The following is a 23,541-nucleotide window of genomic DNA, read 5'->3' as shown; positions in this document are numbered from 1 at the left end:
GCCATGTGCGCGATCGGTCCCAGCACATCACATTACGCACGCGACTGGTCACACTTCGTTGCGAATTGGCCGAAAGTGGAACCGGGGGTTCCGGCATGGGACCGGGGTCGGCGGCGTCGAGTCCGGCATCGGGTCAGACGAGGCGGACCGGCTTCTCCGGGCGTATGCCGGTTTCCAGGAGCCAGGCTCGGAGGGGGGCGGGGTCGCCGTCCTCTACGAGGCTGAGGACTCGGGGGGTGAGGTCGGCCGCTCGTTCGCCGTTGATGAGGAGGGAGGGGCCGTCGAGCCAGTCCAGGCCGGGGGTGGCGCCTGCAGTGTCCATGGCGGCGCAGCAGACCATCGCGGTGACGTGGTCGGTGAGCAACTCGCGGGCTGTGCGGGGGGGTTGGAGCGGGAAGAGGGGGAGGGGGGTGTCGTCCCAGAGGGCGGGGTCGGGGGCGGGGGGGTCGGTGGGGGTTGTCGTGCTGGGGGTGGCTTCCTCGCGGGCCAGCTGGGTGGTGAGGGCTGCGGCGAGGGTGGTGGCCCGTTCGTTCTCGGCTTCGCCTTCGAACGATTCGCTCCCACCCGCACCACCCGTGACAGTTTCGTCGTCGGGTGCGGGTGGCCCCTGTGGGGCGGACTCGCCATCGGCGACTGCGGGCTCGTTCGAGTGCATCGCTGCGGGCTCGTTCGAGTACGTCGCTGCGGGCTCGTTCGCCGATGCGGCTGAGAGCTCATCCACCGGCCCGGCTGAGAGCTCATCCGCTGACGCGGCTGGGGCCTCGTCCGCTGGCGCGGCTGGGACCTCCTCCACCGGCTCCGCTGAGAGGTCGTCCGCCAACGCGGCTGTGGGCTCGTTCGCCGGCTCGGCTGCCAGCTCGTTCGTCGGCTCGGCCGTGGGCTCTTCCTGGGGTGTCGACAAGTGGTCCAGGATTCTGGACAACGTCGGGGCGTCGGCGTCCGGGGTTGTGGGGTTTGGCGTGCCGTTTATGCCCATCGTGTTCAGGACCTTGTGGAGGCGGGCCGCGTCTGTGCGCCATTTGCGGTCCACCACCTCCTCCGGGTACTCCTGCCAGTCGACCGGGGACCAGTCCGGGCCCGGTTCGGCGGGGCCGCCGTGGAAGAGGCGGGCGGCCAGGAGGGATGCCGCCTCGTCGATCGCGCCGGGTTCCTCCAGGAGGTCGCAGGCGGGGCGTTCGCCCAGGCGGGAGGCGAAGCCCTCGGCCAGGCGGTCTCGGCGGGACAGCTCGGTGAGGGCCGCCACCACGCCCGCGTCCAGGCGGGACGGCCAGCGGCCCATGCGCCAGGCGGGGAGCGCGACTCGGGTCAGGAGGCGGTCCCAGCCGGCGTAGGCCAGGCCGACCTGTTCCTGGGCGACGATGCGCAGGCCGTAATCCACAGCCTGTGCACGCTCCGCCGCCGCTGCCGCGACCCCGCGCTCCATCAGCGCCGCATGCTCCCGGCAGCTGCGCAGGAGCAGCCGGGCCACCGCGCCGACCCCCGCGCAGACCGCACGGGTCAGCGGGCAGCGGCCCGGCGTCGAGGCGACGGCCACCGCCGCGTCCAGGCCCCGTACGAAGCGGCGGGCCGCGGCTATGTCCGGGTGCGCCGAAGGTCCCGTACCGGCGACGACCGGGGCGAGGACCGCGCGCAGCTCGCCGACGCGCATCCACCACAGGAACGGGGAGCCGATGACGAGCACCGGGGCCGCGGGGCCACGGCGGTGCGGGGCGTGGGCGCCCGCTATCTCGTCGTGCCGGTCCTCCGCCGGGGGCGGGCCGTGCGCCGGGTGGGTGCGGTCCTCCAGCCAGCTGTCGCAGTCGGGGGTCAGGGCTATCGCGGAGGGCGCGGGGACGTCCAGGCGGTCCGCGAGGTCACGCACCATCCGGTACAGGTCAGGGGCGGACTCCTCCGCGATCGGGACCGTCGGGCTCACGGCCGGGCGGGCCCGGGCGACGACCAGGGCGATGGCGCCGGCGGCGAGCAGCACGAGGACGGCGACGGGGGTCATGACCCAGCGGGCGGCATGCCAGAACGGGCCCACCAGATGTCCCGTGGAACCGCCCGCCAGCAGGATCACGGCGGCCGCCGCGGGCAGCAGCGCCACCGCCAGCGCGCGGCTGCGGATGCGCAGCACGGCGAGGGCCCTGGAGCGCGCGGCCTGCGCGCCCGCCTCCACTCCCATACCGGTACCGGTCACGACCGGTCCTCACCCCCTCCCCAGCTGTGCCGACTGCCTGGCTGTCCTGGCGTTGCTCACTCCCCCACTGTGGCACCCGCCACTGACATCGCAATGCCGGTGGGCCAAGTGCCGGAACGCCTGCGCCGCACCATAGTTGGGGTCCTGGGCCCCGTCAGCCGGATGGGGGAGCGCTCACTCGATGGAATGGCTTTGGTCAGAGCTGGATGACGGGTTGCGATGATCAGGCCTCTGTTTTTGACTCGGGTTCTAAGAGAATCGGTCCTGCCGTGCCGGACTTTCGCCAGTGAGTGCGCACAGCAGTGGGCCCCGCATCCGAAGACGGACACGGGGCCTGCGGGGTTCACTGCGGGCCGCGGAAGCCGGGTCAGGCGTCCGCCTCGCGGGCCGCCTTCGCGGCGATGTCCGTGCGGTGCTGGGAGCCGTCGAGGCGGATACGGGCGACCGCCTTGTATGCGCGGTCGCGGGCCTCGGTGAGGTCCTTGCCGGTCGCCGTGACGGACAGCACACGGCCGCCCGCGCTGACGATCGCGTCGCCGTCCTTCCTGGTGCCGGCGTGCAGCACGTATGCGTGCGGGGCGTCCTCCGCGGCCACCTCGTCGAGGCCGGTGATCGGGTCGCCGGTGCGCGGGGTGCCGGGGTAGTTGTGCGAGGCCACGACCACGGTGACCGCGGCGTCGTCGCTCCAGCGCAGGGGCGGCAGGTCCGCGAGGTCGCCGGTGGCGGCCGCCAGCAGCACGCCGGCCAGCGGGGTCTTCAGACGGGCCAGCACGACCTGGGTCTCCGGGTCGCCGAAGCGGGCGTTGAACTCGATGACCCGTACGCCTCGGGAAGTGATCGCGAGACCGGCGTAGAGGAGACCGGAGAACGGGGTGCCGCGCCTGCGCATCTCGTCGACCGTCGGCTGCAGGACGGTGTCGAGGACCTCCTGGACGAGCTTCGGGTCGGCCCAGGGCAGCGGGGAGTACGCGCCCATGCCGCCGGTGTTCGGGCCCTCGTCGCCGTCGAGGGCGCGCTTGAAGTCCTGCGCGGGCTGGAGCGGGACGACCGTCTCGCCGTCGGTGATGGCGAAGAGGGAGACCTCGGGGCCGTCGAGGAACTCCTCGATGACGACGCGCTCGCAGGAGTTGGCGTGGGCCCGGGCGGCGTCGAGGTCGGAGGTGACGACGACGCCCTTGCCGGCCGCGAGGCCGTCGTCCTTGACGACGTAGGGGGCACCGAAGGCGTCCAGGGCCTCCTCGACCTCGTCGGGGTTTGTGCATACGTACGAACGTGCCGTGGGCACCCCGGCGCCCGCCATCACGTCCTTCGCGAAGGCTTTCGAGCCCTCGATCTGCGCGGCGTCCCCGGCCGGCCCGAAGACCGGGATCCCGGCCTCGCGCACGGCGTCGGCGACCCCGGCGACGAGCGGGGCCTCCGGGCCTACGACCACGAGGTCGGCCTGGAGCTGCCTGGCCAGCGCGGATACGGCCGTGCCGTCGAGGGCGTCGACCTGGTGCAGCTCAGCCACCTCGGCGATGCCCGCGTTGCCGGGGGCGCAGTGCAGGGCGGTGACGGCGGGGTCGAGGGAGAGGGAACGGCACAGGGCGTGTTCGCGGGCGCCGTTTCCGATGACGAGGACCTTCACGGGGGTCAGCGTAGCCGGGTGGCTGTCCTGGAGGTTCGTCCAAGGGGTGCTCGGCGTTGGTGTGGCCGTGTAACTGGGGGCTTGCAGCCCCCAGACCCCCGCTTCGGCCCTGAAGGGGCCTCGTCCTCAAACGCCGGACGGGCTGAAAGCCCCTACTCGTTCGTGAACTCCTCCATCACCGTCGCCCCCAGCTCCCGCACGATCAGTTCGTGGCCGGAGAGGGCCGATTCGTTGAGGTCGGGGTCGTCGTCCTCGGGGATGTCGTCCTCGATGGAGACAGGGGGGGTGGGAGCGGGGGCGGCGGGCTGGGGCGCCGGAGTGGGAGCCGGGGCAGGCGTGGTGGAGGGCGCCGGGGTCGACGGGGTCGGCTGCGGGGGTGCCGGGCGCTGTGGGGCGGCCGTACCACCGGCGCCGTAACCGCTCGCGTTGCCGCCTCCGCCGTAACCACCACCACCGGCATTGCCCGCGCCGCCGTAGCCGCCGGGGGCTGCGCCGCCTCCGCCGTTGAAGCCGGGCGTGCCGCCGGTCGGGGCGGGGGCCGAGCCGCCCGACGGGTCGACGATCGCCTCGATCTTCCACTGCACGTTGAACTGCTCGGCCAGCGCCTGCCGCAGCACGTCCTCGCTGCCGCTGCTCGCGAAGTTGTCCCGGGCGCCTGCATTCACGAAGCCCAGCTGGAGGGTCGTGCCGTCGAAGCCGGCCACCTGGGCGTTCTGGCTGAGCAGGATCCAGGTGAAGCGGCGGCGGTTCTTGACCGCTTCCAGGATGTTCGGCCAGAGCATGCGGGGGTCGAGGCCGCCGGTCGGGGGAGCGTAGGCGGCGGGGGCCGATGTGGTGGGTGGGGGCGCGGCTGCCGGGGTGGAAGGCGGGGTCGGTTCCTGTGCCGGGGCCGATGCGGTGGGGTTCGGCTGAGGCTGTCCGCCCCCTGCCGGGGCCGCCGTCGGCCAGCCGCCCGGGCGTCGGCCGCTGCCCGCGGTGACGGCGGTGGGCCAGGCGCCGGGGGCTGCTGCGGTCGGGGATGAGGGGGGCGACTGGGGCTGCTGGGGCGGTTGGACGGCGGGGGCGGAAGGCATGGCGGAGGCAGCGGCGGCAGCGGGCTCTGCAGCGGCCGGTGCCTGGGGCGCAGGCGGCGCACCTTGACCTCCCTGGCCAACCTGGCCGCCCTGACCGTGACCGGTGTGGCCTCCCGGCCCGGCCGAGCCCGCGCCGAGCCCGGCGGCCGTACCGCTGCCGGGAACGCCACCACCCGCGGTGCCCGGAGCACCGGGGGCACCAGGGGCACTCGGCGCACCAGGCCCGCTTGAAGCCCGTACCGCCGCTCGTGCCGCAGCCGGGCCCCCGCCGGGCGGAACCGGCGCGCCACCGAATCCACCACCGCCACCAGGCCCACCACCCGGCGCACCCGGTACACCCGGCACCACGCCCCCGCCCGCATGTGCCTCGGGCCCCGGCGCGTACCCCATGGCCGGCAGGCCGCCGCCCGCGGAGAAGTTCACGCCTCGCTCCAGGCGGTCCAGGCGGGCCATGACGGAGCGCTCGTCGCCGTATGCGGCGGGCAGCATCACGCGGGCGCAGATCAGTTCCAGTTGGAGGCGGGGGGAGTTGGCGCCGCGCATCTCGGTCAGGCCCTCGTTGACGAGGTCGGCCGCGCGGCTGAGCTCGGCGGCGCCGAAGGTGCCGGCCTGGGCCTGCATCCGCTCGATGACGTCGGCGGGGGCGTCGATGAGCCCCTTCTCGGCGGCGTCGGGAACGGCGGCGAGGATGACCAGGTCCCGCAGCCGCTCCAGCAGGTCGGCGACGAAGCGGCGCGGGTCGTTGCCGCCCTCGATGACGCGGTCGACGACCTCGAAGGCGGCGGCGCCGTCACCGGTCGCGAAGGCCTCCACGACGGAGTCGAGGAGCGAGCCGTCGGTGTAGCCGAGGAGGGAGGTGGCCATGGCATACGTCACACCCTCCTCGCGCGCACTGGCGAGGAGCTGGTCCATGACGGACATGGAGTCACGGACGGACCCCTGACCGGCCCGCACGACGAGCGGGAGCACCCCTTCCTCGACGGGGATGTTCTCCTTGCCGCACACCTCGCCCAGGTACTCCCGCAGGGTGCCGGGCGGCACGAGGCGGAAGGGGTAGTGATGGGTCCGCGACCGGATGGTCCCGATGACCTTCTCGGGCTCGGTCGTGGCGAAGATGAACTTGAGGTGCTCCGGGGGCTCCTCGACGACCTTCAGCAGCGCGTTGAACCCGGCCGACGTGACCATGTGGGCCTCGTCGATGATGTAGATCTTGTAGCGGCTGGCGGCGGGCCCGAAGAAGGCCTTCTCACGCAGCTCACGGGCGTCGTCCACACCACCGTGGGAAGCGGCGTCGATCTCGATGACGTCGATGGACCCCGGGCCGTTCCTGGCGAGGTCCCGGCACGACTGACACTCTCCACAGGGGGTCGGCGTCGGCCCCTGCTCACAGTTCAGACACCGCGCCAGGATGCGCGCGCTGGTCGTCTTGCCGCATCCGCGCGGACCGCTGAACAGGTACGCGTGATTGACCCGGTTGTTCCGCAGCGCCTGCTGCAGCGGGTCGGTGACATGCTCCTGCCCGATGACCTCGGCGAACGACTCCGGGCGATAGCGGCGGTACAGCGCGAGAGACGACACGCATACGAGGTTATAGGCGCCCACTGACAACGAGCTCCCGCCCGCGGGCTCCACCCCCACCCGCACCGCGAACGCAAGCGCCCCCCACGCACCCGCCAGAGCCAACCTACCCTTGCTGCCTTCCGGCCCTGGGGGAGTTCAGTCAGATAGCGCCGCGTGAGGGGCTCCGCAAAGAGTACCCGACGTCAGCGGGTGGGAACGAGTTCGCGAGCACTCCTCTCGGTCATGTAATGTTTCCGGCGGAGGATTCGCCTAGAGGCCTAGGGCGCACGCTTGGAAAGCGTGTTGGGGGCAACCCCTCACGAGTTCGAATCTCGTATCCTCCGCCAGTTCAGAGGGTCGGACCGCGAAAGTGGTCCGGCCCTCTGGCTTTGTGGGCGTGGCTCATGTTCCGAGGGCCCGGGTCAGCAGCATGACCCGGTTGTTCGTCGAGGTTTTCGTGAAGATTGATTTCAGGTGGTCCTGGACCGTGTGTTCGGACAGGGACATGTGGTGGGCCACCGTGTGGCTGTCGCCGCCCCTTGCCAGGTGGGTCAGGACGTCCGCTTCCCGAGGGGTCAGGGCGAAGGCTCTCGTGAACAGGGTCAGGCGGTCCGTGGGGGACGTCTCCTCGATCGTCACGGCGATCGTGTTGCGGCGGTGCGTGGGGGTCGCATCGTCTATGCGGGCCGCGCTCAGGGTCAGCCAGAGGCCGTCCGCGAGGTGGGCGCGGGTGCGGGGTGGGTGGGTGTCGATGCCGGCCTCCACGGCCAGCAGCTGGGCCGCCACGTCGTAGACGCTCGCGTGGATCGCCGCCCTGCCGCCGTGCGCGGGAGGCGACATACGGCTCAGGAAGGTGGGCGTGGCCGCCGTCTGCGCGAGGACCCGCAGGTCGGGGGAGAGCAGCAGGGCGAGCGGGCCGGAGCTGCGGGTGTGCGGCCGGCGTACGACGAAGGTGTGGGCCTGGGTGCGGCGCAGTGCCGTCGTCACCGGTGCGGTGAGGCGGGAGAGGTAGGACGATTCCTCGGCGGTGAAGTGACCGTCCCGGCGGTAGAGGTCCAGGCGGCCCCAGCAGCCGAAGCGGTCCTTGAACGCCATCGCCGCGATGTCCCGTACTCCGTGGTGCCGCAGCAGTTCGTGCCACAGGGGGCTCACGGCGGGGTCGGGGAGGTCGCTGAGCAGGGCGACTCCGTCCAGGGCCGTCCAGCGGTGGACCTCGGTCAGGTACTTGAGGCGGGTCATCCTGGGCAGTTCCGGGAGGCAGGGGACCTCCGTGATCGGGGAGCAGCCCACCGTGGTCTCGGGGTCGGTGAGGAGGAAGGCGTACGCCTCGAAGGCGGTCGCCCTGCGCAGTTCGGCGATGAGTCGCGTGCGCAGGGTCCGGGAGTCGGTGGCGGTCTCGCAGAGCCGGACGACACGGTCGTACGACCGCGCGTACGGGACGACAGGAACCGCCATGAATCGAGCGTACGTCGCAAATCCCCAGATTTCTGGGATGGGCCGGGCTCCGGGCCAGGTCAAGCATGGAGGGAGCGGATCGAGGAGTCAGCCATGAACATCAATCCGAACCCCGCCAAGGCGGCCGGTGGTCGTCGGCGGGCGGTCGTGGCAGGCGCCGCGCTCGCCCTCGCCGCCGCGGCCGCGCTCACCACCGCCGGGCCCGCCGGCGCCGGGACCGTCGCCGCGACCCAGCAGAGCACGGTGTACGCGTGGATCGACGGCTGGGGCGGCGGCACCGTCACCAGCAGCCCGGCCGGGATCAGCTGCCACACGACGGCCTGGGACCCCTACGGCAGCGAGGAACCGCAGCCGGGCTCGACCGGGCCGTGCTCCGCGAGCTTCCCGGTCGGTACGACCGTCACCTTCACCGCCACCCCGGACACCGGATCCGCCGTCAACGGCGGCCCCGACCCGGCCTCCCTGACCGTCCGGGCCGGTTACAACAGCGTGTGGGCCATGTTCTGCCCGAACGACGGCCTCTGCTCCAGCTGGTGAGCGCGCGGGACGGCGGTCAGGGGCCGCCGTCCGCCACGTCCGCGTCGACCGCGGGCTCCCGCTCCGTGGACGGCTGCCGGTCCGCCGGCGCCTCCTCGCGGCGGCGTTGGCGGGCCAGTTCCGCGGCCGTCTTCTCCGAGTGCAGGCGCATTTCCGCCTCGGTGCGGAGATCGAACATCGTTGCCTCCCGTGGGTGCAGTGGTTGACTTTTCCTTGGTGTTCTTTACCATTGCATTACCCATGGTGAGGATCTTCAATCCTGGTCGGTCGCAGCTGTCGCGGTCAGGCGCCCCGCCGCTCCCGCACCACCGCCACCCCGCCCGCCGGAACCCGCGCCGAACCCGACAGCCGCTTCCCCGTGAGGAGTTCGGTCGACTCCGGGGCCACCTGGACCTCCGCTTCGCGGTCCGTGTGGTTGATCAGGAAGAGATAGTCGGACTCCGGGGCTCGGCGCAGGGCCACCTCCACGCCCTCCGGGGCCGTCCGGACCGGCTGCACGCCCGCCTCCGCGCGGATACGGTCCAGGATGGTCGTGAGGGTCGCCGCGTCCGGCTGGGTTGCCAGGTACCACGTCGTGCCCGTGCCGTGCGCGTTGCGGGTCACCGCCGGGACCCCGGTCAGGGGGCCGTCCGTGTACCTCGTCACCGCCTCCGCGCCCTCCAGGCGGAGGCGCTCCGACCACAGCGTGCCCGTGCCGCCGCCGTCCAGGCCCACCGACTCGCCCGGCAGCAGCGGGAACAGTTCGTCCGTGCGGATACCCAGGGCCGTGCGGAAGGCTCCCGGGTAACCGCCCAGGCGGACATGGCAGTTGGCGTCCACCATGCCGCTGTGGAAGCCGACCGCGAGGGTGCCGCCCCGCTCGGCGAAGGACGTCAGGTTCGCCGCGCCCGCCTCGTCGACCAGGTAGAGCGAAGGCGCCAGGACCAGGCGGTACGGCGCCAGGTCCGCGTCCGGGCGGACGAAGTCCACCGCGATGCCCGCGCGCCACAGGGGCTCGTACCAGGCCCGGACCAGGTCGTGGAAGCGGAGTTCGCCGCTCGGCTGGGAGGGCAGCTCCAGCGCCCAGCGGGCGTCCCAGTCCCAGACCACCGCCACCTCGGCGGTACCCGTGCTGCCCCGCACCTCCGCCAACGCCCGCAGGTCCGCGCCCAGTTGGACCACGTCCCGCCAGATCTGGCTGTCGGTGCCCGCGTGCGGGAGCATCGCCGAGTGCCACTGCTCGGCGCCCGCCTTCGCCGCCCGCCACTGGAAGTACGCGATGCCGTCGGCGCCCCGGGCCACATGCGCGAGCGCGTTGCGGCGCAACTCCCCCGTCGTCTTGGCCCGGTTGACCGGCTGCCAGTTCACCGCGCCCGTCGAGTGCTCCATCAGCAGCCAGGGGCCGCCGGCGAGGGAGCGGACCAGGTCGCCGCTCAGGGCGATGTCGATCTGCGACTCGGGATCGGCCGACTGGAGGTAGTGGTCATTGGAGACGATGTCCAGCTCCGGGGCCCAGCGCCAGTAGTCCAGGGCGTCGAAGTTGAACATCACCATGAAGTTGGTGGTCGCGGGCGTCGCCGGGGCCGCCTCCGACAGGACGTCGCGCTCCGCCTCGTACAGGGAGAGCAGGGCGTCGCTGCAGAAGCGGCGCCAGTCCAGCTGGTGGGTCGGGTTGGGGACCGCGCCGGTCGCGCGCGGGGGCAGGATCTGGTCCCAGTCGTAGTACCACTGGCTCCAGAAGGTCGTCCCCCAGGCGTGGTTGAGCTCGGCCAGGCTGTCGTAGCGGTCGCGCAGCCAGCCGCGGAAGGCCTCCGCGCTGGTGTCGCAGTAGCACTCGGCGTTGTGACAGCCGTACTCGTTGTGGATGTGCCACATGACGACGGCCGGGTGGTCGGCGTAGCGCTCCCCCAGCACCCGCGCCATCCGCAGTGCCGCCTCGCGGTAGGCGGGGCTGGACGGGCAGAAGGTCTGGCGGCTGCCGTACGACAGTCCGCGGCCGTCCCTGTCGACCGGCAGCGCGTCCGGGTGCTTGACGAAGAACCAGGCCGGCGGGGCCGCCGTCGGGGTCGCCAGGTCGGCGGCGATGCCGTGGGAGTGGAGGAGGTCGAGGATGCGGTCGAGGCGCGAGAAGTCGTACTCGCCCTCGGTGGGTTCCAGCAGCGCCCAGGAGAAGATGTTGACGCTGACCATGGTGACCCCGGCCTCGGCCATGAGGCGCATGTCCTCGGCCCAGACCTCCTCGGGCCACTGCTCGGGGTTGTAGTCGCCGCCGTACGCGATGCCCGGGACGTTCAGCGGCACGCTCATGCGTCGACTCCCGACAGCAGACGGCGCGTTGTGGTCACGCCCCACTCGTCCAGGGACAGCAGGCGGTCGCTGGACGCCATCAGGCCGCCCGTCGCCTCGACGTGCGCCGCCCAGCGCTCCCGGGTCTCGACCGCCGGCCGGGCCATCAGGCAGTCGGGGTCGTTGACCCAGAAGCGGCCGTGCTGCCACTGGCGGCCGACGCCGGTGAACTCGGCCGGGTCCTGGCCGGGTTGGCTGTAGTCGTCGGCCTCGGGGCGGCGGTGCGGGGCCGTGTCGGGGCTGACGCGCATCGCGTCGAACAGGCCGATGGAGGGGAGGATCGGGGCGCCGCAGCCGAGGAGGTAGGCGTCCGGGCCGATCGCCTCGCGGATCAGCTCGATGCCGGAGCGGTACGCCGTGAGGGCGTCCCCCTCTGCATGCCGTACGCCGTCCAGGGCGCCCGCGTAGAGGAAGTCGACCTTGAAGTAGTCGTAACCCTCGGAACGGAGCGTGCGGAAGACGTCCGTCAGGTACGCGGCCGCCTCGGGGTGGGTCGTGTCGAGGACGCGCAGGTCGTGGCCCCAGTTGCGGCCGGCGTGGGTGAAGCCGCCGTCGGGGTCGTGGACCAGCCAGTCGGGGTGCTCGGTGGCCAGGTCGCTCGCCGGGTCGACCAGGAAGGGGGCCGTCCAGATGCCGGCGCGGCGGCCGCGGGCGCGGATCGCGTCGGCGATGCCCGCGCGGGAGCGGAAGCGGCCGGAGAGGGTGAGCCAGTCGCCGAGGGCGGACTGGTAGCCGTCGTCGATCTGGACGACGTCGATGGGCAGGTCGAGGGTGTCCATCGCACGGAGGTTCTCGTGGATGTCGTCCTCGGTGACGTTCGTGAAGTACTCGTACCAGGAGCACCAGACGGTGGGCGCGGGGCGCGGGGCCGGCACCTCCTGCGCGGCGGCCCAGTCCGCCAGCACCGACTGGATGTCCGTGCCGGTCCACTCCTTCACCGGGCCGTCGGCGCCGACCTCCGCCACGCCGTCCGTGACCGTCAGACGGACGGACGGCACCTCGGCGGTGGGGTCGACGGCCGCCCACAGGCGTACGGCCGAGCCGTCGCCGGGGTCGAGCGCCAGCAGGCCCTCGCCCTGGAAGATGCCGTCGGGGACGGTGACGCCCGGGCGGTAACAGACCGTCGCCCAGTTGGCGTTGGTCGGGCGGTAGGGCCGCTCGTCCAGGGCGTAGGCGCCGCTGGGGCTCCAGGACTGCCAACCCTCCTCGTGGACGCGGGCGTTGGCCGGGTCCACGGGGACGGAGGCGACGGGGGTGAAGGGGTGGGACACGTCGTTCTCTTTCAGAGGTCAGGGCGTCAGCCCTTGTTGGCGCCCAGCGTCAGACCGCTCACGAACTGCCGCTGCAGCACGAAGTACACGATCAGCGTCGGGATGGCGGTCAGCAACGCGCCCGCGGCGACCAGGTTCGGGTCCGTGAAGTACTGGCCGGAGAGGTTGTTCAGGGCCGAGGTGATCGGCATGTTCTCGCCGGTGGAGATCAGCACGATCGCCCAGAAGAAGTCGTTGTAGATCCAGATGGACAGCAGCGTCGCCAGGGCGGCCATCGCCGGCTTGCACAGCGGCAGCACGATCTGCCAGTACATCCGCCACACCGAGGCGCCGTCGACCAGCGCGGCCTCGGTCAGCTCGTGCGGCAGCATCCGCATGTAGTTGCTGAGCACGAAGGCGCAGAAGCCGGACTGGAACGCCACGTGGATCAGGACCAGGCCCAGCGCGGAGTCGTACAGCTTGCCGCTGGCCGTGATGCCCGGCAGGTCGATCAGCAGGTACATCCGGTACAGCGGGGTGATGATGACCTGCTGGGGCAGCAGGTTGCCCGCGGTGAACAGCAGCAGCAGCGCGATGTTGAGGCGGAAGTCGAAGCGGCTGACGTAGAACGCGACCATCGACGAGAACAGCAGGGTCAGCAGCACGGCCGGCACCGCGATGATCAGCGTGTTGCCGAAGTAGTGCAGCATGTCCGACTGTTCGAACGCGTTCTTGAAGTTGTCGAAGGTCAGCTTGTCCGGCCAGGACACGTAACCCTTGTTGCTGGTCTCCGAGTACGGCCGCAGGGCCGCGAAGATCGCCCACAGCAGCGGGGCGAGCCAGGCCAGCGAGGTGACCACGAGGAACGTGTGCAGCAGGACGCGGGCCGGGCGGACCGGGGTGCGCTGCTTCAGCACAGCGGCATCGGTGCTCATGCGCGCCGCTCCTTCCGGAAGGTCGCGATCAGGTAGGGGATGATGACCGCGAGGGAGATCACCAGGAGGACCACGGCGATCGCGGAGCCGTATCCGATCCGGCTGGACTCGCCGATGATGTTGTTGGTGATCAGGATCGACAGCAACTCGGTTCCCTGGGCGCCCTTGTTGAAGACGAAGACCAGGTCGAAGGCGCGCAGCGCCTCGATGATGGTGACCACCAGGACGACCGTGTTGGTCGGGCGCAGGGTGGGGAAGATGACGTTCTTGAACGTCTGCCACTCGTTCGCGCCGTCCAGGGCGGAGGCCTCCCGCAGGGAGGGGTCGACGCCCTTCAGGCCGGCCAGGTAGAGGATCATCATGTAGCCGGTGTGCCGCCAGGACGCGGCGATCAGCACGGCCCACAGGTTGAGCTTGGGATCGCCGATCCAGTCGATGTAGTGGCCGGGCTTGTTGGCCCCGATGATGCTGTTGATCAGGCCGGTGTCGGGGTTGTAGACCAGCTGCCAGACGAAGCCGGTGACCGCGAGGGAGACCACGACCGGCAGGAAGAAGGCGGTCTGGTAGACGCGGCTGAAGCGGATGTTCTTGTCCAGCTGCACGGCCAGGAACAGGCCGAAGGGCGTCGGGATCAGGATCAGCACGACGAACCAGATGACGTTGTGCTGTACGGCCGGCCAGAACTGCGGGTTGTCGGTGAACAACTGACGGAAGTTGTCCAGGCCGACCCACTTGATGGAGTCGAAGCCGATGCCGTCCCAGGTGGTGAAGGCCAGCGCGATCGAGGCGATCGCGGTGATCCAGACCAGGGCGACGTGCAGGACGGTGGGCACACCCGCCATGAAGGCGAGCGTGACGCGGTCACGACGGGTCAGCAGGCGCTTGTGGCCCTGCGGGACCCGCGTGACGACAGGCGCGGGGCCCGGAGGCGGCACGTCGGCCGCCTCCGGGCTCTTCGTGGGGGTCTCGGAGCTCATCAGGACGCGAAGATCGTCTTCTTCTGGCGCTCGATCGAGGAGAGCAGGCTGTCGACGCCCTTGGGGTTCTGCAGGAACTTCTGCAGACCGGGCTGCATCACCGTGGAGGTGAAGTCCGGGCGGGAGTCGCGGTCCATGAACTGGGTCAGGGACTTGGCCTGGCCGATCATGTCGAACGCCTTCTTCTGCAGCGTCGAGTACGCGGCGGTGGAGGCCTTGTTGGAGGCGGCCACGACGCTCGGGTCGCCCTTGAGGTAGAGCTCCTCGGCGGCCGGGGTGCCCAGGTACTCCATGAGCTTGGCGACGCCGTCCTTGTTCTTCGGGGACTTGGAGACCATGAAGCCGTCGGTGGGCGCCTCGACCGTGTCCTGCCCGTACGCGGAGTTGATCTCCGGGAAGGCGAAGAAGTCGAGGTCGTCCAGGTCGGCCTTGTTGGTGAACTGCTGCGCCACGAAGGTGCCCAGCAGGTACATGCCGGCCTTCTTCGACACCAGGGTCTGGGCGGCGTCCTGCCAGGTGCGGCCCATGAAGCCGTCCTGGTGGTAGGGGAGCAGCTCGGCCCAGTGGTCGAAGACGGCCTTGACCTTGGCGTCCGTCCAGGCGGCCTTGCCGGCCATCAGCTCGACGTGGAAGTCGTAGCCGTTGAGGCGGAAGTTGATCTGGTCGAAGGTGCCCATCGCGGGCCAGGCGTCCTTGTCACCGAAGGCGATCGGAACCAGGCCGTCCTTCTTCATCTGCTTGCACAGGGCGACCAACTGGTCCCAGGTGGTGGGGACTTCGTAGCCCTTGGCGGCGAAGACGCTCTTGCGGTAGAAGATCGCCCAGGGGTACGTGGTCATCGGCACGAAGTAGTACTTGCCGTCCGCGCCCTTGCTGAGCTTCTTCATCGCGTCGGGGAAGTTGCCCCCGATCTTCTCCCAGACGTCGTCGATCGGGGAGGCGAGGCTCTTGGCCGCGAAGAACTGCATGCGGTAGCCGGCGAACCACTTGAACACGTCGTCCGGCGTGCCCTGCAGGTAGGAGTTGATCTGCTCCTGGAAGGTGTTGTGGTCCTTGGTGTTGACCTTGACGGTGAGCCCGGACTGCTTCTGGAAGGCCGAGTACACGGCCGCGTACGCCTTCTTCGGCACGGCGTCCGAGTCGTTGGAGCCGACGCTGACGGTCTTGCTGTCGGACGAGCTACCACTGCTGCCGCAGGCGCTCAGCAGCGGGATTCCCGCACCGGCGACAAGGGCAGCGCCTCCGACTCCCCGCAGCAGGCTGCGGCGGCTCGGGGAGGGGAGGGAGAGACCCGAGGGGGAGAGGTCTGTCATTACGGCTCCTGAGGGCAGGGTTCGGTCAGGCTGAGCCACGTCGAAAAAAGTCGAAACCGACCAGAAACCAACTCGACCGAACATCGTGGCGGTAATAACAGCCCCATGTCCGGTCATGGGTCAATAGGCACCCAAGAGCTTTGTGGAAACGTAACCGTCACGATTGTGATCATTCTTGTTCGACTGTTCGAACATACGATCACGGATTGTGCCGGAATGCGTCCTACCGGATGCGCACGGCCTTGGTGACGCTCACCTGGTCGATGTCGGAGGTGCGCACCGTGACCTTCATCGTCCAGGTGCCGGCGATGGGAAGGGTGAGGCTGTTGGTGCCCCAGTAGCCGCCCAGATTCGTCAGCCCCGCGTCCAGCGGACCGATCTTCTGGGCCGGGAGGCTGAAGGAAAGCCGCAGCTCAGGGACGGTGGAGATACCGCCGTCGGGGCCGAAGACCACCGCCTGGACGTTGTTGTCGCCGACCCGGCCGGGGTCGAGGGTGATCTGGACCTTGCCGTGACCGCCGGGGGTGCCGACGTCGAACGGGATCGTGGTGACGGAGGCGGCGGGCAGTCCGACGGCGGACGCCGGCTGCTCGGCCGCCTCGGCGGCGGCACGGCCCGGGAGGGTGCCGGTGAGCACGGTCGTGATCACGAGCACGAGAACCCCGACGGCGACTTCGGCGAGGACGGACCGGCGCAGGGCCCGGCGGTGGGGGCCGGGGGCGGAGGTGCCGGTGGTGCCCTCGGGGCCGGTGGTGGATTCGGTGGGTTGCCCGGGCGCGGGCCGGTCCGACGCGGGCAGCGCGGGCCCGCCGACGGCCTCCGGTACGCGCGCGCGTACGGCCGTCTCCGCGACGTCCGCGGGGGCGGCGACCATGCGGGCCGTCCACCGCCGCGACATCCCCGCCAGCGCCAGCAGAAGCACCACGGCGGCGACCTTGGCGAGCAGGAGACGCCCGTACGTCGTCCCGGTGAACGCACTCCAGGAGCCGAGGCCGCGCCAGGACTGGTAGACGCCGGTGACGACCAGGACGGTCACGGAGGCGAAGGCGAGCCGCGAGAAGCGGGCCACGACGGCCGCGGACACGTCGGTGCCGCGCAACAGGATCAGCAGCGCGGTGAGCCCTCCGAGCCAGACCGCCATGGCGAGCAGATGCAGCACGGAGGACACGACGGCCACGGGCACCTGGATGCCGGCGGAGGCATGCTCGGCGAGGGCCCAGGTGAGGGCGAGGGCCACGGCGTGGGCGGCGCCGGCGAGCAGAAGCGGGCGGGGGGCACGCTCACGGCCGGCTTCCCCGGCAGGCGGCGAGAGCCGGCCCGCTGATCGTTTGCGAAGGGTTACGAAGGCTGCGGCGGCGAGCAGCAGCAAAGCGAGGCGGGCGAGGAGGGTCAGGCCCGGGCGGCCCGTCAGGGTGTGGGTGAAGGCCGAGGCGCTGAAGGCCGTTCCAGGGGCCGTTCCCGTCTCGTAGGGGGACCGGAGGACCAGGAGGACGACGCTCGTGCCCAGGAGCGTCCACCAGCCGGTCAGAAGGGGCTTGCGGAGGGGCGCGCGGTCGGCCGGGCGGCACAGGGCCGCGAAGGCCGCCGTGCCGATCAGGAGGGCCGCGGCGAGGTAGGCGAGGTAGCGGGCGATGTTGTAGAGGCTGGCGGTCGCCGGGTTCTCGACGGGGCCGGTGCTCACCGAGGCGACCGTCGCCGAGGGTTTGCCGACCGAGAAGGTGAACGCGCCCGACACGGGGTGGCTGTCCGCCGAGACCACCCGCCAGGCCACCACGTACGTGCCCTCGGCGAGCTTCGCCGGCAGCGTCACCTGCGCCGTGTCGGAACGGCCGGACGCGTGCCGGGCCTCACCCGTGCTCACCCGCCGGTTCTCTGGGTCCAGGACGCGGAAGGAGTCGTCGAGCAGGCCGACGGACTCCGTGAAGGTCAGGGTGACGGAGCGGGGTGCCGACTTGAGGACGGCGGAGTCGGAGGGGTCGGAGGACTTGAGGGCCGCGTGGGCCGACGCGGGTCCCGCCCCGCCGAGGACGAGCAGGACCAGCACGGCGCCCAGCAGCACCAGCCCTTGAATTCGCCGGCGTCCGCGGGGGTTTCGGGGCGGCTGGGGGCTGCGGCGCCCGGCGAGGCCAAGGAGTCCGGGGAGGCCGCGAAGCCTGCCGGACCTTCGGGGTTCGCCGGGCTCGGGGTGTCCGCCGAAGCCGCCGAGTCCGAAGCGCCCGCCTGGTCCGGGGCGCCCGCCGAACCCTCGCCCCTCGCTGAAGCCGCGCGGTCCCTGGCGCTCCCGGCCAAGTCCGCGGAGCCCCCGCCCTCGCACTCCGCCATCCGCACCGTCACACCCCACGTCGTATCTCCGTCGTCGGACTCGCCGCCTTCCCGATACGTACGGACGCGAGCGCCCTCGTACTCACCGCGTGGCCCTCACCACGTCGGGCGGGCCGAGATCCCGCCGTCCACGAGCAGGTCGTGGCCCGTCACGAAGGACGCGAGCCGCGAGGCCAGGAACACACACGCGTCCCCCACGTCCTCCGGTCGCCCCAGCCGCCCGAGCGGCACCGCCTCCCGCCATCGCCGCACCCCCTCCGGCCAGGCCTCCGCCAGCCCCTCGCGCCCGATCAGGCCCGGCGAGACCGTGTTGACGCGGATCCCGTACGGCCCGTACTCCAGGGCCGCCGACCGGGCGTGCATCACGACCGCCGCCTTGGAGGCGCTGTAGTGCGCGTGCCCCGGCGCGGGCTGCCGTCCCTCGATGGAGGCGATGTGCGTCACCGATCCCCCGGCGCCGCGCTCCCGCATGACCTCCGCGGCGGCCTGCGTGCACGCGAACACGCTCGACAGGTTGGCGTCCACCACCGCCCGCCACTCCCCGGCCGTCATCCCGGGCAGCTCCCGCACCGGCTGCACGCCCGCGTTGTTGACCAGCGCGTCCAGGCCACCGCCCCACTCGGCCGCCTCCCGCACCACTCGCGCGCACACGAGTTCGTCGGTGAGGTCGCCCTCCACCACGACGGCCCGCCCGCCCGACTCCTCGATCCGGTCCGCCACTTCGCGCGCCGCCGCCACCGCCGTACGGCAGTGCAGCGCGACCGCGGCGCCCTCCTCGGCGAACCGCAGCGCGATCCCCCGGCCGATGCCGCCGCCCGCGCCCGTGACCAGGGCGACCTGTCCTTCGAGGAGTGTCATGGACGGGAGAGTTCCAGGATCCGGGCGGCCCGGTCCGGATACCGCGCCGTCAACTCCGCCGCGTCCCCGTGCTCGTAACCCTCGAAGGTGAAGCCGGGCGCCATCGTGCAGCCGAACAAGGTCCACGCGCCGTCGGCGAGGACCCGGGCGCCCATCCAGGTCCCGGCGGGCACGGTCAGCTGCACCTGCTGGCCGCCGAGGACGTCCGGACCGAGGACCGCCGTCGACGAGGTGCCGTCGGGGGCGAGGAGGAGGAGTTCGAGCGGGTCGCCGAGGTAGTGGTGCCAGATCTCGTCACTCGGGAGGCGGTGCAGGGCCGAGAAGTCGTCCGACGTGAGGAGGGCGACGATCGCCGTGCCCTCCGGGCGTCCGTCGGGGCGGTCGGGGCCCGCCCAGGTCTGGCGGTAGAGGCCGCCCTCGCGCGGTATCGGTGTGAGGCCGTAGTGGGCGACGAGGTCTTCGGGGGTCACGCCGGGAAGGCTACCGCCCGCTCCAGGAACGCCAGTTGTGCCTTCTTCTCGGTCAGGTACACGTCCGGGATGTCGATCTCCGGCAGCACCACGACCTCGCCGGCCACGAAGCCCTGGCGCAGGAAGCGGGCGATCGCCTTCTCGTTCCGCACGTCCGGATCGACCACGATCCGGCGCCGGTCGAGCCCGACCAGGACGTACGACACGACGACGCCGAGCAGCTCCGCCGACCAGCCGGACCGCTCGCCGCCCTCCCCCGCGGGCGCGAGCAGCACGTGCACGCCGATGTCGCCGTCGCGCACCTCGTAGCACTCGCTGACGCGGTCGGCCTCCGGTTCGTAGGTCTGGAGCAGGCCGACCGGTTCGCCGTCCCTCACCAGCAGGAAGGCGTGATGGGTGTCGAGGGTGTCCATGTGGGCGTAGATCTCGGCCACTTGGTCGCGGGTGAGGCCGTTCATGCCCCAGAAGGCGGCCCGCTCCTCACGCACCCAGCGGTGCAGCACGTCCGCGTCGGCGTGCGCGTCCAGGGGCAGGACGCGCACGGCGCCCGACGCGTGGACGGCGGTACGGGTGTCGTACGGGTCAGACATCGCTCTCCTTGCCGAGCCGGTCGAAGTCGGTGACGACCGGGACGAGATCTCCCCTGAGCCACAAGGGGAGTTGATCGGTGTGATGGGGCGAGCCGGGCAGGCCGGACGCCCCGAGCGGCACCACCCACAGGCTGTCCTCGCGCCGGGCCAGGTCCCACACATAGCGGGCGGCGGGACCGCGCGCGCTCAGGTCGGTCAGCCCGGGCACGGCCGAGGTGCACAGCACGCAGTCGTGGTCGCCGGACAGACCCGGTCCTTCGTACGACGGCTGCGGCAGCGCCCGCCAGGGGGCGAGGCGGTGGGTGTCGCCCCAGGTGCCGGCGGGCGGCGCGGCGGCCACCTCCTCCAGGGCGGCCCGTACGGCCTCCGCGCGGTCGACGCCGTACAACTCCTCTGCTCGCAGCAGGTGTTCGAGGGCGAAGGCGATGCGCGGGAGCAGGGCGAGCCAGGGGAGGAGGACCTCGGGGTAGGCGGGCGGAGTGGCGAGGGCGGCGAACGCCGGGTGGGCCGCGAGCCGTCGTACGACCGCGCCGCGCACCGCCGCGTAGACGGCCGCGTCGGTGGAGGCGGCGTCCATGCGGCGGTCCCAGCGCAGGAGGCGGTCGCGGAGGGCGGTGGCCTCCGGGGACAGGTCGGTGAGGGCCGCCAGGTGGTCCAACAGGGGTGCGGCGGAGGCGAGATGGGTGTCCATGTGGATCGCGGGCATGTCGGCGGCCGACCAGTGGTCCTTCTCCGCCAGCCGGGCGGCGATGCGGTCGGCGCGGTGCGGCGGGGCGAACTCCACGCCGAACGGGGTCGCCGGGCCGCGCTGGTTGGCCATCACGGCGACGCCGTCGGCCAGCCCGGCGTGCGGCATCCCGGCCCAGCCCCGCCACTCGTGCCCCGGCTCCCAGGCGGGCACCGGCCGCACCCGGTTGGCCTCGGCGCGCACCGGCACGCGCCCGGCGACCCGGTGCAGCAGCCCGCCCTCGGTGTCGGCGGCCTGCACGACGTTGACGGGCTCGGCCCACAGGTCGAGGGCCCGGTCGACGTCGGCGACGCGGCGGGCGCGCAGGAGGGGGAGGAGGGCGCCGAAGCCGAGGTCGGAGGTGACGCGGGGTGGGTGGCGCAGGGACAGGGCGAGGGGTGCGTGGGATTCCCCCACGGGGACCATCCCGTCGGCCTCGACCACCCCGCTCTCCAGCCCCTCCGGCCCCCCGACGATCACCGGCCCCCGTTCCGTCTCGATCACCTCGACCTCGACCGGTGTCTCCCCCGCCACCTCCACGGTCTCCGTGTGCCGGGAGGCGCGGCGCCAAGTGCCGTCCGGGCCGAGGGCCTCCACGCCCGCACCCGTGCGCCGCAGCCGCTCGCGGTACAGGTCCTGGTAGTCGGCCATGGCGTTGGTGATGGCCCAGGCGACCGTGCCGGTGTGGCCGAAGTGGGCGATGCCCGGGACGCCGGGGACGGCGAGGCCGACGACGTCGAACTCCGGGCAGGAGAGGTGGATCTGCTGGTAGACGCCGGGGTCCTCGACGAAGCGGTGCGGGTCCCCGGCGATCAGCGCGTGCCCGGTGCCGGTCCGCTCGCCGCTGACCAGCCAGCCGTTGCTGCCGGAGGTGCCGGGCCCGTCCGTGGCGAACAGCCCGACGGCCTCCTCACCCAGGTGCCGGATCGCCTGCTCGCGCCAGAGCTTGGCCGGGAACCCGGCGAAGAGGATGTGCGTGGCGAGCCAGACGCCGAGCGGGGTCCAGGGCTCCCAGCGGCCGGGGGAGAGGCCGGCCCGCTCGAACTCCGGCGCCGTGCTGCCCGGCAGCTCCGCGTTGATCCCGTCGACGTACGCCCGTACCCACTCGGCCGTCTCGGGGTCGTGCTCCTCCAGCGCGGCCCAGCAGCGGCGGGCGGTGTCGTCGAGGCGGGCCCGGCGGGCGAGCAGGTCCCAGTGCAGGGCGTCGGTGCCGAGGAAGGCCGCCGAGGTGCCCTGCGCGCGGTGCCGTTCGGCCTCCAGCTGCCAGGCGCGGTCGCGGGCGGTGACGACGCCCTGGGCGCGGGCGAGTTCACGGGCGCTGCCGGCCCGCAGATGCGGGATGCCCCAGGCGTCCCGGTAGATCTCGGTCGTCACGCTGCGATCCCCTTGCGCATTAAGCTTAGCCTTACCTTAGTAAGCGGTGGTGGAATCGTACGCGAGCCGTGAAAGGGGGATGATCGGGGTCATGGACGTCACCCTGCACCTCGCCCAGGACCCCGAGGCCGACGAGCTCCTCGGGCGTTCCCCGCTCGCCGCGCTGACCGGGATGCTGCTGGACCAGCAGGTCCCGATGGAGTGGGCGTTCAAGGGGCCGCGCACGATCGCCGACCGGCTCGGGCTGGACGACCTGGACGCGCACGAGATCGCCGCCCAGGACCCGGAGGCCTTCGCCGCGCTGCTCTCGCAGAAGCCGGCCGTGCACCGCTACCCGGGCTCGATGGCCAAGCGGATCCAGCAGCTGTGCCAGTACCTCGTCGAGCACTACGACGGGAACGCAGAGCTGGTCTGGAAGGGCGTCACCGACGGCCGTGAGCTGCTGCGCCGTCTGGAGGAGCTGCCCGGCTTCGGCAGGCAGAAGGCGCAGATCTTCCTGGCGCTGCTGGGCAAGCAGCTCGGCGTACGGCCCAAGGGGTGGCAGGAGGCGGCGGGCGCCTACGGCGAGAAGGGCTGCCACCGCTCCGTCGCCGACATCACGGGCCCCGACTCGCTGGCCAAGGTGCGTGCGCACAAGCAGGAGATGAAGGCGGCGGCCAAGGCGGCGAAGGCCGCCGGGAAGTAGCCGTCAGCCGGGTGGGTCCCAGGGGTGGCGCCACGGCCCCGGCCGGTCCAAGCATGGAGCATGACCGACCCGCCGAATACCTCGTCCTGGGGTCCGGAGTTCGACGACCGGAAGGTCCACGCCGCCGGACCCGCGACGGGCGCCCTGCCGCCCGAACCGCCCTTCGAGGGCCCCCTGCACGCTCTGTCCAAGGCCGCCTGGCAGGTCGTCCTGCTCACCGGCGTCGCCTCCCTGATCCTGGGCGTCCTGGTCCTCGTCTGGCCGGGCGCCTCCCTCCTCGCGGCCGGCGTGCTGTTCGGCCTCTACCTCCTGTTCAGCGGCGTCTTCCAGCTGATCGCCGCGTTCGGCACGCACAGGTCGACCTCGCTGCGCGTCCTGGCCTTCATCAGCGGCGCCCTGTCGATCCTGCTCGGACTGTTCTGTCTGCGCGGCCCGATGCGCTCGATCCTGCTGCTCGCCCTGTGGATCGGCATCGGCTGGCTCATCCGCGGCATCACCCAGACCCTGGCCGCGGCCTCCGACAGCTCCATGCCGGCCCGCGGCTGGCAGATCTTCCTCGGCGTCCTCACCTTCGTCGCCGGCATCGTCCTGATCGACTCCCCCTTCGAGTCCGTCGCCGTCCTCACCCTGGTCGGCGGCATCTGGCTGGTCGCTGTCGGTGTCGTCGAGATCATTACAGCGATCCGCATCCGGGGCCGGGCCCGGGAGATTCCCTGGTCCATGTAGCCCGTACGGGCGGATCTCGCCCCCGACGTGCTGAACGACGGGCGTGTCGGGGGCAGACCACCTCCCGTGAGCACCGCACGCCGTCTCCCGCACAGCCGCACCTGGCTGCGGGTGCTCGTGCTGCTGTTCGCCCTGCTGGTGCCGGGCGCCCACACCGAGGTGCACGCGGCGCCGGTCGCGTCCGTGGAGACCGTCGAGTACGACGCCCTGGACGCGGCCGTACGGCCACCGGCCGACGCCGTCCGCCGGGCCGCCGTACCCCTGCGCCCCGCGCCTCTCCCGGCCCCCGCGCCGCACGCCGCGCCGGGCCGCCCCCGGCCCGCGGTGCCGGGGCCGTCGTACCCCCTGCGCTGCCTGCGCACCGTCGTCCTGCGCTGCTGACGGACCCCGCTCCGGGAAAGGTCAGTCACGACGCAAGGAACACAGCCATGCCCACCGACCCGTACGCGGTCCTGCGCGCCCTGCTGCGCGCCGAGGCCGCCCGCAACGCACCGAAGCCCACCGAGAAGAAACCACACCCCAAGCAGCCCACGGAGAAACAGGGCCGCTGAGTGCGCG

At 71.9% G+C, this 23,541-nt stretch carries 20 protein-coding genes, 1 tRNA gene and 1 other RNA gene; 6 read left to right on the top strand and 16 right to left on the bottom strand.

Annotated elements, in window-relative coordinates:
- Positions 1 to 133: 133 nt before the first annotated feature.
- The 4 genes from ABZ848_RS24330 to ffs all read right to left on the bottom strand — a co-directional run bounded on the left by ABZ848_RS24330 (position 134) and on the right by ffs (position 6,626).
- Positions 134 to 2,164: a hypothetical protein gene (locus ABZ848_RS24330; RefSeq protein WP_360835214.1), complete on the bottom strand. Its 2,031-nt coding sequence runs from the start codon at positions 2,162 to 2,164 to the stop codon at positions 134 to 136.
- Positions 2,165 to 2,546: 382 nt separating this feature from the next.
- Complete coding sequence (gene purD, locus ABZ848_RS24325) at positions 2,547 to 3,806, bottom strand: phosphoribosylamine--glycine ligase (protein WP_360835068.1); 1,260 nt, start codon at positions 3,804 to 3,806, stop codon at positions 2,547 to 2,549.
- A 152-nt stretch (positions 3,807 to 3,958) separates the two neighbouring features.
- Complete coding sequence (locus ABZ848_RS24320; RefSeq protein WP_360835066.1) at positions 3,959 to 6,457, bottom strand: DNA polymerase III subunit gamma and tau; 2,499 nt, start codon at positions 6,455 to 6,457, stop codon at positions 3,959 to 3,961.
- A 70-nt stretch (positions 6,458 to 6,527) separates the two neighbouring features.
- An RNA gene (gene ffs, locus ABZ848_RS24315) (signal recognition particle sRNA small type) lies at positions 6,528 to 6,626 on the bottom strand.
- Positions 6,627 to 6,698: 72 nt separating this feature from the next.
- Here ffs and ABZ848_RS24310 point away from each other — a divergent pair.
- Positions 6,699 to 6,786, top strand: a tRNA-Ser gene (locus ABZ848_RS24310).
- Between the two features lie 55 nt (positions 6,787 to 6,841).
- Here the strand turns inward: ABZ848_RS24310 and ABZ848_RS24305 are convergent.
- On the bottom strand, positions 6,842 to 7,894 hold the full coding sequence (locus ABZ848_RS24305) for a helix-turn-helix transcriptional regulator (RefSeq protein WP_360835064.1): 1,053 nt from the start codon (positions 7,892 to 7,894) through the stop codon (positions 6,842 to 6,844).
- A gap of 93 nt (positions 7,895 to 7,987) precedes the next feature.
- Between ABZ848_RS24305 and ABZ848_RS24300 the strand changes: the two genes are divergently transcribed.
- The gene (locus ABZ848_RS24300; RefSeq protein ID WP_360835062.1) at positions 7,988 to 8,431 is read left to right on the top strand and encodes a hypothetical protein; all 444 of its coding nucleotides are present in this window, start codon (positions 7,988 to 7,990) and stop codon (positions 8,429 to 8,431) included.
- Positions 8,432 to 8,447: 16 nt separating this feature from the next.
- Here the strand turns inward: ABZ848_RS24300 and ABZ848_RS24295 are convergent, their stop codons facing one another.
- From ABZ848_RS24295 to ABZ848_RS24245, 11 genes are all read right to left on the bottom strand, one after another.
- The gene (locus ABZ848_RS24295; RefSeq protein WP_360835060.1) at positions 8,448 to 8,609 is read right to left on the bottom strand and encodes a hypothetical protein; all 162 of its coding nucleotides are present in this window, start codon (positions 8,607 to 8,609) and stop codon (positions 8,448 to 8,450) included.
- Positions 8,610 to 8,713: 104 nt separating this feature from the next.
- Entirely contained in the window at positions 8,714 to 10,717 is a 2,004-nt protein-coding gene (locus tag ABZ848_RS24290) for a beta-galactosidase (RefSeq protein WP_360835058.1), read from the bottom strand.
- The gene (locus ABZ848_RS24285; protein WP_360835056.1) at positions 10,714 to 12,027 is read right to left on the bottom strand and encodes a glycoside hydrolase family 36 protein; all 1,314 of its coding nucleotides are present in this window, start codon (positions 12,025 to 12,027) and stop codon (positions 10,714 to 10,716) included. The genes ABZ848_RS24290 and ABZ848_RS24285 overlap by 4 nt, the downstream gene beginning before the upstream one ends.
- A gap of 26 nt (positions 12,028 to 12,053) precedes the next feature.
- Positions 12,054 to 12,941 (bottom strand): carbohydrate ABC transporter permease, encoded by an 888-nt coding sequence (locus ABZ848_RS24280; protein WP_360835054.1) that lies wholly within the window; start codon positions 12,939 to 12,941, stop codon positions 12,054 to 12,056.
- Positions 12,938 to 13,918, bottom strand: a complete 981-nt coding sequence (locus tag ABZ848_RS24275) for a sugar ABC transporter permease (protein WP_360835052.1) — start codon at positions 13,916 to 13,918, stop codon at positions 12,938 to 12,940. Before ABZ848_RS24275 ends, ABZ848_RS24280 begins: the two co-directional genes overlap by 4 nt.
- Positions 13,918 to 15,231 carry an extracellular solute-binding protein gene (locus ABZ848_RS24270; RefSeq protein WP_360835050.1) on the bottom strand — a complete coding sequence of 438 codons (1,314 nt, stop codon included), beginning with the start codon at positions 15,229 to 15,231 and terminating at the stop codon, positions 13,918 to 13,920. The genes ABZ848_RS24275 and ABZ848_RS24270 overlap by 1 nt, the downstream gene beginning before the upstream one ends.
- A 223-nt stretch (positions 15,232 to 15,454) precedes the next feature.
- The gene (locus ABZ848_RS24265) at positions 15,455 to 17,290 is read right to left on the bottom strand and encodes a copper resistance protein CopC (protein WP_360835048.1); all 1,836 of its coding nucleotides are present in this window, start codon (positions 17,288 to 17,290) and stop codon (positions 15,455 to 15,457) included.
- Positions 17,291 to 17,649: 359 nt separating this feature from the next.
- Positions 17,650 to 18,411, bottom strand: coding sequence for an SDR family NAD(P)-dependent oxidoreductase (locus ABZ848_RS24260; RefSeq protein ID WP_360835046.1), 762 nt, complete (start codon positions 18,409 to 18,411; stop codon positions 17,650 to 17,652).
- A complete protein-coding gene (locus ABZ848_RS24255; protein ID WP_360835044.1) occupies positions 18,408 to 18,881 on the bottom strand; it encodes a cupin domain-containing protein in 474 nt (157 codons plus the stop codon). The genes ABZ848_RS24260 and ABZ848_RS24255 overlap by 4 nt, the downstream gene beginning before the upstream one ends.
- Positions 18,878 to 19,471: a GNAT family N-acetyltransferase gene (locus ABZ848_RS24250; RefSeq protein ID WP_360835042.1), complete on the bottom strand. Its 594-nt coding sequence runs from the start codon at positions 19,469 to 19,471 to the stop codon at positions 18,878 to 18,880. Before ABZ848_RS24250 ends, ABZ848_RS24255 begins: the two co-directional genes overlap by 4 nt.
- Positions 19,464 to 21,572 carry a penicillin acylase family protein gene (locus tag ABZ848_RS24245; protein WP_360835040.1) on the bottom strand — a complete coding sequence of 703 codons (2,109 nt, stop codon included), beginning with the start codon at positions 21,570 to 21,572 and terminating at the stop codon, positions 19,464 to 19,466. The genes ABZ848_RS24250 and ABZ848_RS24245 overlap by 8 nt, the downstream gene beginning before the upstream one ends.
- Before the next feature lie 91 nt (positions 21,573 to 21,663).
- Here ABZ848_RS24245 and ABZ848_RS24240 point away from each other — a divergent pair, with 91 nt between their 5' ends.
- The 4 genes from ABZ848_RS24240 to ABZ848_RS24225 all read left to right on the top strand — a co-directional run bounded on the left by ABZ848_RS24240 (position 21,664) and on the right by ABZ848_RS24225 (position 23,534).
- Complete coding sequence (locus ABZ848_RS24240; RefSeq protein ID WP_360835038.1) at positions 21,664 to 22,257, top strand: HhH-GPD-type base excision DNA repair protein; 594 nt, start codon at positions 21,664 to 21,666, stop codon at positions 22,255 to 22,257.
- Positions 22,258 to 22,317: 60 nt separating this feature from the next.
- A complete protein-coding gene (locus ABZ848_RS24235) occupies positions 22,318 to 22,983 on the top strand; it encodes an HdeD family acid-resistance protein (protein ID WP_360835036.1) in 666 nt (221 codons plus the stop codon).
- Positions 22,984 to 23,049: 66 nt separating this feature from the next.
- A complete protein-coding gene (locus ABZ848_RS24230; RefSeq protein ID WP_360835034.1) occupies positions 23,050 to 23,364 on the top strand; it encodes a hypothetical protein in 315 nt (104 codons plus the stop codon).
- Between the two features lie 47 nt (positions 23,365 to 23,411).
- A complete protein-coding gene (locus ABZ848_RS24225; RefSeq protein WP_360835032.1) occupies positions 23,412 to 23,534 on the top strand; it encodes a hypothetical protein in 123 nt (40 codons plus the stop codon).
- Positions 23,535 to 23,541 lie beyond the last annotated feature (7 nt).

Source organism: Streptomyces sp. NPDC047081, from assembly GCF_040643775.1.
In the GTDB taxonomy this organism is placed as follows: domain Bacteria; phylum Actinomycetota; class Actinomycetes; order Streptomycetales; family Streptomycetaceae; genus Streptomyces.
The sequence above is the reverse complement of the archived record's forward strand: the minus strand, read 5'-3'. Positions and strand labels throughout refer to the sequence as shown.